This is a genomic window from Clostridium sp. CF012 (assembly GCF_018861755.1).
Classification (GTDB): Bacteria; Bacillota; Clostridia; order Clostridiales; family Clostridiaceae; genus Clostridium_AD.
Map to the genome: position 1 here is coordinate 1 of NZ_JAHLEF010000045.1, position 12,488 is coordinate 12,488.

Consider the following 12,488-nt stretch of genomic DNA (forward strand, 5'->3'; position numbering starts at 1 on the left):
GTATTCGTGCAAAAAAATATTCAGTTACACCAAGTAAATATATTGAGTTTATTGATCATGATTTAGATATTGACTACGAAAAGGAAATGGCTCGTATTCAAGCTGAAATGAAAGAAGTGATGAAAGCAGAGAAAAAATCGCAGACCATGCTCGAAGAAGCGTTCAGGGGGATTCGCTATGGCATTGACTAGATACGCCATTGGCGAATTGATTGAATTAACCACAGAAACAAACGAGAACTTGTTATATGGTGAAGATGATGTGCGCGGAATGACTATAACAAAACAAATTATTCCAACCAAAGCAAATGTTTCTGGAGCGGATTTAAGTAAGTTTTTAGTTGTACAACAAGATGAATTTGTTTACAATCCTAGAACGCATGGAAAAAAGATAGGTTTGGGATTTAATGATACAGATAGATCTTTTATTATAAGTTGGAATAATATTTCATTTAAAATTAAAGAAGATATGGGAAATATTATATTGCCAAAATATTTGTTCTTACATTTTAATCGTACTGAGTGGGATCGTGAAGCATGCTATCGCTCTTGGGGAAGTTCAACCGAAGTATTTTCATGGGAAGCGTTGTGTGATATTGAAATTGAACTTCCATCGATTCCAATTCAGCAGAAATTTGTCGATGTCTACAATGCTATGCTTGCCAATCAATGTAGTTATGAAAAAGGCCTTGAAGATCTCAAGCTTGTTTGTGATGGTTATGTTGATGATTTGCGCAGAAAAATTCCGTGCGAAAAAATTGGGAACTACATTCAACTTTCAGAAGATAGAAATAAAGCTCTAAAATATGGTGTTTTAGATGTCCGTGGTATCTCTATTGAGAAGCGATTTATAGAAACAAAAGCAGATATGCAAGGAGTAGGATTGAAACCATACTATGTTATTAATCCTGATGAATTTGCCTATGTATCCGTAACATCCAGAAACGGTGAGAAAATTTCATTAGCGCATAACGGTACTGAGGAAACCTATATTTGCTCTTCATCCTATATAGTATTTCGCACAGAAAATACCAAGAAAATATATCCAAAGTATCTTGAAATTTTATTTAGTAGAAGTGAATTTGATCGCTATGCACGTTTTAATTCATGGGGCAGCGCAAGGGAGACATTTAACTGGGAAGATATGTGTGATGTTAAAATTCCTATCCCGGATATGAAAATTCAACATGCTATTGCAGATATTTACACTGCATATATAACTCGTAAAAAAATTAATGAAAAGTTAAAAGCTCGATTAAAAGATTTATGCCCAATTCTTATTAAAGGGTCACTTGAAGAAGGAATAAAATCATAGGGGGGGGGATTGTGTGGATTACATCTTTGAGAAAGGAAAATTTACTGAGAATGAGCTCGAGAAAGCTATTATAGCTCTTTTTGAACAGCAGGATTACACCTATGTAAACGGTGAGGATATTCACAGAAAGTATGAGGAGATACTTCTGTTGGATGACCTTAGGAGTTTTATTACTGAACGCTATAAAAATGAAAATTTAACGGCAAATGAATTAGAGAAAATTATTAATAGGATCAGTCTGATTCAATCTGCGCCACTATACATGGGAAACAGAGAGACTTTTTGGCTTGTGAATGAGGGCTTTGATTTAGTACGTGATGATGTGAGTAAGTTTGCCTTACATGTTGATTTTATTGACTTTGAAGAACCTAACAATAATAAATTTAAAGTCGTTAATCAATACTCCGTACAGGGAGAACACTTGCGTCGTCCTGATTTGCTTATTTTTATTAATGGTATTCCAGTTGCGATATGTGAATTCAAATCAGCTATTTCAGAGGACACAACAGTCTATGATGCATGGGAACAGATTACTATTAGATACTGTCGTGATATACCTAAATTAATGAAGTATTGTTTTTTATCTGTTATCAGTGATGGTGCTAATACAAAACTGGGTAGCATATTTACACCATATGAGTATTATTATGCATGGAATAAAGCGAATGATTTAGAAAAGGCATCTAATGGTATCAGTTCATTGCTTACAATGATAAAAGGGGGATTTGCTAAGGACCGTGTTACACTTTTACTAAGAGACTTTGTGTTTTACCCTGATGATAGCAAGAAGAGTGAAGCTATTGTTTGCCGATACCCGCAGTTCTACGGGGCATTAAAGATGCTAGATAATATTAAAGTTCATTTGCGTCCTAATGGAGATGGTAAAGGTGGTACATATTTTGGAGCAACCGGTTGCGGCAAAACTTATACCATGCTGTTTCTAGCACGCTTGATGACTCTCTATGATAGAGATGAATTTAATAATCCTACAATTATTATTATAGCTGACCGAGAAGATTTAGATACACAAACATCAGAACTTTTCGTAACTGCAAAGAAATATCTTCACGAGAGCGATGTGCGGAGTATTGAAAGTCGTAAGGATTTAATGGATACATTAACTGATAAGCCAAGTGGTGGTGTTTATATTACTACAATTCAGAAATTCTGTGAGAATATAGGTTTATTATCCAATCGTAATAATATTATTTGTATTTCAGATGAAGCACATAGGACACAGACTGGCGTTGGTGCAAAATTGAAAAAAACTGATAAAGGTGTATTTGCGACATTTGGTTTTGCTAAATATCTGCGTGATAGCTTTCCAAATGCCACGTATTGTGGATTTACTGGAACTCCTATAGATGAAACGATTGCTGTATTTGGTGATGTAGTTGATAGCTATACTATGAAAGAATCAAGTGATGATGGTATAACTGTTCGTATCGCTTATGAACCAAGGCTTGCACGTGTAATTTTATCTGATGAGCAAGCGAAAGAAATACAAAAATATTACGATAAGTGTTCTCAAGAAGGTTCAAATCCTGAACAGATAGAGGAAAGCAAGAGCGCAATGAGTTCAATGACAAGAATACTTGGTCATCCAGACAGGTTAAAAAAGTTGTCAAATGATATTGTTAAACACTATGAAGCGCTTTGTAATGAAAAACCAGAAATTGTACAAAAGGCAATGATCGTATGCGCAGACAGAAAGCTTGCATTTAGTTTGTTGAAAGAAATTCTTTATATTAGGCCTCATTGGGGAGAAGAACGAAAAGCAGAAGATGAAAGTGTTCTCGCAGATGAACAAATTGATAAATTGATTCCATTGCCAAAAATAAACCTTGTTGCTACTCAAGGAACAAATGACAAAAAGGAACTTTTTGAAATTTGTGGAACAAAAGAGTATAGAAAAAAACTTGATAAGCAGTTTAAGAACAACCATTCGAATTTTAAAATTGCTATCGTTGTAGATATGTGGATTACAGGTTTTGATGTACCATCTCTTGCAGTAATGTATATTGATAAGCCATTGCATAAGCATACCCTTGTTCAAACAATTTCTCGTGTCAACCGTGTGTTTGATGGTAAAGATAAGGGCATCATTGTTGATTACATTGGAATTAAAAATGATATGCTTGAAGCAGTGAAAAAATATGGATCACCTCAAGAAAGCCCAATTGACGAAATCAATATTTCTTTATCTGTTTTTCGTAATCATTTATCGCTGATAGATGATTTGTTAATGGGGTTTAATGCATCAAAATTTTATAATGGTGAACCATTGGAACGCTTGATGTGTTTAAATATGGCAGCGGAATATGTGCAGACCAACAAAGATTTGGAGACACGATTCATGGGACTGTCTCGACGTTTGAAAGGAGCTTATGTAATCTGTTTCCCATCTGGCGAACTAACTTACGAAGAAACAGTAAAATCACAGTTCTATCTTGCTATTCGTTCTATCGTTTATAAGCAAACAAAAGGTGATGTACCTGATGCAGAGATTATGAACCGTGTTGTGGAAGAGATGGTGAAGAATGCAATTACTTGTACGGGTATAGAAAATATTGTTGATGAGAATAAATCCGTCGATTTGTTCAGTGAAGAGTTTATTGAACAGTTGAATACAGTAAAATTACCAATTTCAAAATTTAATGCTTTATTAAAGTTACTAAGAAAAGTAATTACTAGTTATGGACATACAAATAAAGTTAAAGCAATTGAATTTGAGGATCGGCTTAAGAAGGTTGTTGAAACTTATAACAGTCGAGATAAACTTGTATTCACAAGTGTAGTTGTATCAGATTTTGTTAATGATTTGTCTGAGAAACTTTTGAAGATATTTAAAGACTTACAAGTAGATAAAACATCTTTTGAGGAACTGGGTATTACGTATGAGGAAAAAGCGTTTTATGATATTCTTGTTAAGGTACGTGATGATCATGATTTTCCTTATGTCGATGATAAGTGTCTTGTTCTTGCAAAAAAAATCAAAGAACTTGTTGATGATAAGGCACAGTTTGCGGACTGGTCTACTCGTGATGACATAAAAAATCAAATGAATATGGACTTAACTGTTTTACTTTATAAAAATGGCTATCCTCCTGAATGGGACGAAGAAGTGTTTGAGAAAGTTATGGAACAAGCAGAAAATTTTAAAAAATATGGAGATTAAACAAGATTAACGTACGAAATGTCAGTTTTGCGTATGCTACACTACCTCCACTAGTTCTAAGTCGTAATATTTTGATAATAGTGTTGAATTGTAAATAACTGGCTTAGCGTTGTAAATTTACGCTTTGCGAGCCCCACCTCTATTATGAAAATTGTATCGATCATGATAATTTTAAGAAATATGAGTAAAGATTGGTTTAATGGATATACTTTCAAATAAATATTATTTGGGAGCTGAATTTACATGGTGGAAATAGAAATCTTAAAAATATTAAATTTAATTTTGGGAGTAAGTATTATACTATTATGCTTACTTATATTTGCTATAGGATCGGTATTGATACATTATTCATTGACTTATTATGGTGAAGATAAAAAAATAGAGTTAGATTTTTTAGAAAAAAAAGATGTATAAAAGCTTACCGAATAAATAGTATTTTGTTCGGTAAGCTTTTATTTTTGTTTTGGGGATAATTAGTATTATCATATAGAAGGGGGTATTTACATTTTCATGATATTTCACAAGAAACGTAAGAGTTGATACTAGAAGGCGGGTGGACTAGCTTGTGGCCAAGAAAATGGACTAGCCAAGGACGGCTTGTCAATTTACTTGAGCTGGAAGCTTGTCCACCCGTTACCTCAAGGAAAGGACTAGCTGTTGAAGTGTAACAGCCAAGGACGGCTAGTAAACTTCGTCTGCTTGTCATTTCCTTGAGGACCCCAGAGCACTACTCTAGCAAATACCACTTGTGGTAAAAAACTTAGAACCATACAAAATAAAGCTCGCGTTTTCATTAAAATAGCTAATTTGAGTTTAAAACGTTAGTCCAAAACTTATGCAAAGCTATTTTATGAGAAAACCGTTAGCTGCTTTAGGAAACCTCTAAATTAAAGATAGCTACTATACTATTTTTATTTCACAAAAAAGAAAAAGCGGCTATATTATCAAAAGTTAGTATACTGGCTATAGGAATAAAGTAAGTAGATTTTTTTACTAGAAATTAAATCTAAATTTATTTTAAAGTATAATTAGAATTATGATAACTTCAAAATGTATTGAGTCTTTTGTTTTTACTTTGGACTAGTTTACTGACTGCAGTTAAGATTAAGTAGAAAGAGAAATGAGTAGTTACTATAATAGAATAGGTTACTTCGTGGAAGTTAGTAAGATTGTCCAAAGTTTCATTGCTTTTAGATCCTTTTATGAATAATAATGCCTTTTCGGTAAAGGTCGCGGTGGTGGTGGCTGGAGCGAGCTTTATCGAAAGGGCTGCGTAGACTTGGGAAATTTTTTGACTATTTACATAGAATTATTAAATTAAGGGTCAATTAAAATTTAGCTAGAATCGATGCACGCCGTCGGGTACCCCAAAAAGGACTAGCTTTGGCATTAGCATCTCTTGGTTTACCAGGGTTTGAGGGACGAAAACAATGGGAAGCTTAGAGAGTCTTATGCTGAAGCTTGTTCTTTTTTGGGTGACGGTATACGTGCCCAGACCTTGTCCTTCCAAAATCGCTATGTTACTAGTAATGACAATATATTTAAAACAAAATAATTATTATAATAAGGTTTATAAGGTTTTATTAAATGTATTTATTATAACGATAAAATTATAAGTTCCAAAAGGGAAAAGACGATGATTAATAATTTTTTTTAAACTTGTAGGATGCTGGCAAATGGACTAGCCCAGCGACTGAGGGACGAAGTGGCTGAAAGGCATGTCCATTTGCCGTGAAAATTGGACGAGTTTCTGACCTCTACTATAAATTTATTTTTTTGAAACTTTAAATTCTCAGAACACGGTCACTGCTCTGATAGGCTGAGGTGAGAAACCTGTCCAATTTTCACCCGAGCAAAGCGAGGCTTTATATCTAAGAACGTAGAAAAATCTAAACATTAATACGGTTAAATAAAATAGGTCCTGCTGCAGTGCAGTAGGACCTATTTCCCCTGGGGGAAGGGGGATTATTTCATTTGCTTTGGGCTAGTTTACTGACTGCGGCTAACACTAAATAGAAAAATTAATGTTTAAATATTTTAATAGATTATATTACTTTAGGGCAGTGAGTAAGATTGTCCAAAGCTTCCTTGACTACAGAGGCATACCCTAGAAACTCCCCTTTGGGGCCGGGGGAAATTATTTTATTTTGGACAAGATTACTGACTGCATTTTATCTTTTTGGTTATAAGAATATGATAAAGAAATTTTAAAGAATTTTATACTTATGGAGCAGTGAGTAAGAGTGGCCAAAATTTTAAAATGTCATATAAGGGCACCTAACACTAATGTGAAGGGTGTTTTTGTTATTATAAATTACTATGTCTCGTGGTATGTTATAGAAAAATATGGTATAATATATTGGTTAAAAAAAAGGGGGGGGATAGCATATGAAGAATTATATTAAAGAATATTATTCACAGATCTTTACTGGGATAGTTACATTTTTGATTACAAGCTTTGTTTATATGTGTTATAATAATTACGATTTTGTAGGGATGTTTTCATTTGGTGCTACAGTATCATCAATAATATTATCAGTTATAGCAATCATATATACTCTTGTACAAAGTCAAGATAGTAATCGTATTAGTTCTAAAATTAATGATTCCACTGATAGTATACAAACTACAGCAGAGAAACTTGAAAAAATAACTAAAGATATTGAGGCTGCGACTAATAATCTTAAAGGAATAGAGGAGCTAAAAATCATTATGAACAATTTGGAAACTAATGTAAGTAGTGGTAATCAAACAAATAAGGAAAAATTCAAAATCTTAGAAGAAATGGCTATAACAAGTACAGGGCATGCTACAGTTACAAATAAGGAATCTAATTACGAATTTAAATTAAGTGAAAAGTTAATTAGCAAAGGTGAATTAGAATCTCTTTTATATAAGTTCCCTATGTATGTTAGGAGTCATATATTTTTCTTGTACATGTGTTACCAACAACAGAAATATGTAAACATAGAAGAGTATAACGAATTTTACAAGGCGTATATGATCGCGGATGACATACCACCAATGGATATAAGTGAAGATATTAAAATGGTAATATTCGTATTGGCACCCCTAAACATTATAAAATATACCTTGAGTGGGGATGAGATTTTTATCAATGATTTTAATGGATTTTTAAAAGAAGCTTTGCTAGAATCTTCACCTGAAAAACTTGGCGGGTATATAGATTCACCTCATATAAGAATGTTTGAACCTATTTACAAGTTTTTCAATGTGGACCTATTTCAAGATGAGGTATAAGGGTTTTTACATATCATGTGTTATGATAATAAAACGAAAATTACACGAGTACATTGTGTGATTTTCAAAGCACCCCAAATTCACATTAATAATATATTTTGCTCTTAATATACCTTTTGATGGGGTAGATAAAACGGCCCAAAATCAAAAATTATGGAGACTAGGACTTACACCCCCTTAAAGTAATTAAAATACCTATATATGTTTTAATGTATAAAATCCGTATTTTGCGGTTACTAAGCCTAATACATATATAACATTAAGAATATTTAAACCATTACATTGGAGCCGATTTACTTTGGGCTAATAAGTGTACTACCGCATTTCATATAGGGCGGGAAACACGCCCTATACTCCATTTGGTCTTATTCTAATTACACATACTGGACTTTATTTTTATATCTGTTTTATATCTTGATCTTGTTGCTGCGGTTGCATTCTTTTTATTAACTCCTCGGCCTGCCTCTGATATTCTAATACCTTTTTATAGGATGCCTCCTGAAGCTCCTGTTTTTCTTTGTTAAATAACTTCTCTTGCTCTAGGAGTGCTCTTTCTTTTTCGAATTCTTTCTGATCTGCAACTCGAGTTACTTCTTTTTGCGATTCTGTAATTGTAGTTTCTATCTTTGTTTTTAAGGTCGAAACTTCAAGTATCGATCTTTCCTTTTCAAAGGCGGTAAGCTCCGCAAATCGTTTTACTTCCTTTTGAGCCTGCTCAGCTGCAGCTTCTAGTTTGCTTTCTAGGTTTTGGGCTTCAATCTCTTTGGTTTTTATTGTGTTGCCAAGTTCTATGTTTTCCGCCTTACTATCTGCAAGTAATTCTTTAAAAGTTTCATTCTGAGTCTTAAAACCTTTATATTCTGTAACAAGCCCTGCAAGGGTATCGTTTTTTTCTTTATATTCTTGGATTAGCGCCTTATTACTATCAGCGATTTCGCTTAATTGAGCTACCTGTTTTTTAAGTTCATCATTTATATTGAAAGACCCTTGTAATGTAGTTTCCATAGTTTCTTTATCTATATTTAGTCCTTGATTTTCTACCTTTAGACTTTCGATGTTACTCTTATAGATCTCCATATCTTTACTAAATTGCAGCGTCTTTGCTGTGTCTATAGTTTGTATTCGCGTTGCCATATTCATATATACATTATTAATTTGATTAGTTAATGCTTCAAGGTGATTAATGTCCTCTGCGACCTCTGGTATATCAAGTTTCACCTTGTTTAATTCATAAGCCCCCATGAGGATCCCCATAAATTCTTTACTGCTTTTGCCACTTCCTTGAATGAGTTCCATGAGCTTCTCTTTGTCATCTGATTCCATTCTTACTGAAAAAGGATTATTATTATCTGCCATTGTATGGCCTCCCTATATTTTAATAATGTTTACAAATATTTATACATAAATATAGTGTTTATAGTGTGTTTACCTATGTTTACTATGTATTGTTTACAGTATACTCTTTTATTGTGAAAAGCTCAATAGAAAATTGATTTGGAATGATAAAATTTTGTAAAATTAGTGTTTTATGGTATAGTTTTATTAAAGGGAGTGAAGGAAATGTAACAAATACACCTAATATATATAATAAGAAGTTAAAAAAATGAATACTTAAATTGATAAGTTCTGTGAAAATGAATAACTTGGATATGGCGAACTTGTAAAATATAACGGTGCAAACAAATAAAAAAATGGGAGGCATTTTATGAAGCGAAAAAACTTAAAATTCATTATGTTATTTGTAATTGCTGTTATAATTTTTGTTGGATGCTCAAAAGAAAGTGCTAAAGTAGCAGTTAATTCTCAAGGTGATCCTGCTCAAACTGTAGTAGAAAAATATTTTAAATATAAAAATGAAAAAAACAAAGATAACGTATTAACTACTTTAACAGAACACTTCAAAGCCCCTAATGTTGTCTGGGGATTTGAAAACTTAGATAGTATCAAGATAATTAACATTGAGAAAGAAAGCAATGACACCGTTATAAAAGGATACTTAAACAACGGAAATGGTAGCGAAAATGGAACAACAGAAAATAATCTTAAAGTTTATAAGGTAAAGTATGAAGTTAAGTATAAAAAGGATGGAATAGGACCTCAAGATAGTGGAACATATGATTGGTGGTATTTTGTTATAAGAAAAGATAAAAATTCACAATGGCTCATAGATGATTTTGGAGAATAAGTAATACACAATCTTCTTAAAGTCCGGTGCGACAAGAAGTCGCTAATTAGTAGTGTTTCGTGAGAAACTGCGTTAGTTACAAAACGTATCCTCGCTCGAAACTGCACTCCGAGTAATTGGTTTGTAGGTTGCATGAGAGTTAATTACCTAATGTTGTTGCTTTACGCAGAAGTAATGCTGGGTTAGGGGAAAAATGGAAAGTATAAACGAAAGTTGAACCTTTGTAATCTTCGTTAAAGAAGATAAGCGTACTGTGGTATAACAAGCTTAATGTGGATAGGAAAGATTGAATCGAATTCCAATCGTGCAGTAACCCATATATCCATCGGAGTAAAGAAGGATGCTTACCCATTTGAATCTACTATTAGTGGAACTTGGTAAACCCTTTAAGTTCCTCGATAGAGGTAGGGCAATCGAAAGAAAGCTACAATACCAGAGGGTAAGGGATTGTGGAGAAAGCAAATGCCAGTAGAACGAAAGTTCAGGGAAAAAAATAACCCGCTGGATAGAGTTTAATAACTCACTCGAAAGAGAGCAGACTTCCACGTGGTCATCAACACGAAAGAAAACGTAAAGAAGAATCTTTTTAAGGAGAGACATGTTATGAAAACTATTAATAAATTTAATACGTCGGCTGTTTCTCTACATATAAAGACCTGGTCATTAATTGACTGGAAGAGAATATATGAATATGTGAGGAAACTTCGCCAACGGATTTTTCGTGCCGAACAGTTGGGACAGAAAAGAAAAGTAAGAAAGCTTCAAAGGCTAATGATTATAAGTAATGCTAATTTGCTACTTTCAATAAAAAGAGTTACACAAATTAACAAAGGTAAAAAAACAGCTGGTGTTGACGGTCAAGTTGCTATCACTTCAAGTGATAGGTTGAAATTATATAACCTTCTCAAGAAATACAGCATTAAATATGTTAGACCAAAGCCAGTAAAGAGAGTATACATACCCAAGAAAAACGGTAAAATGCGACCTTTAGGAATACCAGTTATAAAAGACAGGATATTTCAAAACATAGTTAAAAATGCTCTTGAGCCACAATGGGAAGCAAAATTTGAACCTTCTTCATATGGATTCAGACCTAAGCGAAGAACTCAAGATGCCATTGTCAACCTATTCACTAAGCTTTCATCAAGGAGTACAAGGCAGTGGGTATTCGAGGGTGATTTCAAGGGTTGCTTTGATAATCTTAATCATCAATACATTATGGACTGTTTAACTGCGTTTCCCGCTAAAGAAACTATATATAAATGGTTGAAAGCAGGATATGTTGATAATAATTCATTCAAGGATACACATTCTGGAACCCCGCAAGGGGGGCTTGTCTCACCTTTATTAGCTAATATAGCCCTACATGGTATGGAAGAAGAACTTGGCGTAAGCTACTACCTCGACAGAGGAAATTATAAATTAGCCAGGAATTCAGTTGGAGTAGTAAAATATGCTGATGATTTTGTAATTGTTTGTAAAACAGAAGAAGAAGCTATAAATATGTATGAAAAACTCAAACCATACCTTGATAAAAGAGGATTAACACTTGCAGATGATAAAACTAAGGTTACACATATTAGTGAAGGCTTTAATTTTCTTGGATTTAATCTAAGACAGTATAGAACTAACAATGGTATGCGATTATTAATAAAGCCATCAAAGTTAAGTGTGAAAAAAGCCAGGGAAACAATAAAGAATGTGTTTATGCAACTGAGAGGTAAGCCAGTTGGGGATTTAATAAAAAAATTAAACCCTATAATAAGAGGAATAGGAAACTACTGGTCAAGCCAGGTTGCAAAGAAAATATTTGAAAAACTTGACAGTTATATATGGATTAAGACAAGAAAACATCTGAAAATTCTACACAGCAACAAGCCATTTAAATGGATTTACAGAAAGTATTTCAAAGCGGATTATACAGGTGTTAGTAAAGATAAATGGATACTAACAGACCCTCATGATAAAAGGACCCAGCTATTTAAAATGAATTGGATACCAATAGTGAGGCATGCTGTAGTGAAATATAGGAATAGTCCTGATGATGGTAGTTTAGTAGAGTATTTTGAAAAAAGAGATAAGAAAGATTTCATAAATGATAATGTTTCGAGCAGAAGGAAGTTAGCAAAACTCAGTAATTACAAATGTAGAGTATGTAAACAATCATTAGTTGGAGAAGAATCTTTAAATATTAACCTTATTGTACCTGCTAAATTAGGTGGTGATGAACGGTATGACAATTTGGAATTGTTACATAAAAGTTGTCGGCGATATCATAAAACACTACTTGAGAAATATGGTGGTGGGAGAGAGTTACCCAAAATAGTCACCTACTTCAAGAGTAATCAAGTGGAACCTAACAGCAAAGAAGGATATGCGTTGATTAAGAAGGCTTTCATAAAGTTTAAATACCAACTTGTTTGAGGTAAAAAGAAGGCTTGAGCCGTATGTGTGGAAACACACAAGTACGGTTCTTAGAGGGGAAAGGAGCCGTAAGGCTCCCTACCTACTCGACTTATAAACAAATCAGATAAATTGTACAGGTTGCGA

Annotated in this window: 7 protein-coding genes and 1 pseudogene; 7 read left to right on the forward strand and 1 reads right to left on the reverse strand. The window is 33.5% G+C overall.

The annotated features are described in order from the left end of the window. The 5 genes and pseudogenes from KPL50_RS23755 to KPL50_RS23775 form a co-directional block, all read left to right on the forward strand. Nucleotides 1-191 (forward strand): annotated as a pseudogene (locus KPL50_RS23755) (restriction endonuclease subunit M); the annotation flags it as partial. Further along, nucleotides 178-1,314 carry a restriction endonuclease subunit S gene (locus KPL50_RS23760; protein WP_216212549.1) on the forward strand — a complete coding sequence of 379 codons (1,137 nt, stop codon included), beginning with the start codon at nt 178-180 and terminating at the stop codon, nt 1,312-1,314. The pseudogene KPL50_RS23755 and the gene KPL50_RS23760, both read left to right, overlap by 14 nt. A gap of 13 nt (nt 1,315-1,327) precedes the next feature. Then, complete coding sequence (locus KPL50_RS27765) at nt 1,328-4,492, forward strand: type I restriction endonuclease subunit R (RefSeq protein WP_216212552.1); 3,165 nt, start codon at nt 1,328-1,330, stop codon at nt 4,490-4,492. Between the two features lie 243 nt (nt 4,493-4,735). After that, nucleotides 4,736-4,906 carry a hypothetical protein gene (locus KPL50_RS23770; protein ID WP_216212555.1) on the forward strand — a complete coding sequence of 57 codons (171 nt, stop codon included), beginning with the start codon at nt 4,736-4,738 and terminating at the stop codon, nt 4,904-4,906. A gap of 1,974 nt (nt 4,907-6,880) precedes the next feature. Further along, on the forward strand, nt 6,881-7,753 hold the full coding sequence (locus KPL50_RS23775; RefSeq protein WP_216212559.1) for a hypothetical protein: 873 nt from the start codon (nt 6,881-6,883) through the stop codon (nt 7,751-7,753). A gap of 396 nt (nt 7,754-8,149) precedes the next feature. Here the strand turns inward: KPL50_RS23775 and KPL50_RS23780 are convergent, their stop codons facing one another. Then, nucleotides 8,150-9,109 carry a hypothetical protein gene (locus tag KPL50_RS23780; protein ID WP_216212562.1) on the reverse strand — a complete coding sequence of 320 codons (960 nt, stop codon included), beginning with the start codon at nt 9,107-9,109 and terminating at the stop codon, nt 8,150-8,152. Nucleotides 9,110-9,458: 349 nt separating this feature from the next. Here KPL50_RS23780 and KPL50_RS23785 point away from each other — a divergent pair, with 349 nt between their 5' ends. After that, complete coding sequence (locus KPL50_RS23785; protein WP_216212564.1) at nt 9,459-9,938, forward strand: DUF4829 domain-containing protein; 480 nt, start codon at nt 9,459-9,461, stop codon at nt 9,936-9,938. Nucleotides 9,939-10,541: 603 nt separating this feature from the next. Continuing rightward, nucleotides 10,542-12,362 carry a group II intron reverse transcriptase/maturase gene (gene ltrA / locus KPL50_RS23790; protein WP_216213687.1) on the forward strand — a complete coding sequence of 607 codons (1,821 nt, stop codon included), beginning with the start codon at nt 10,542-10,544 and terminating at the stop codon, nt 12,360-12,362. Nucleotides 12,363-12,488: the final 126 nt, after the last annotated feature.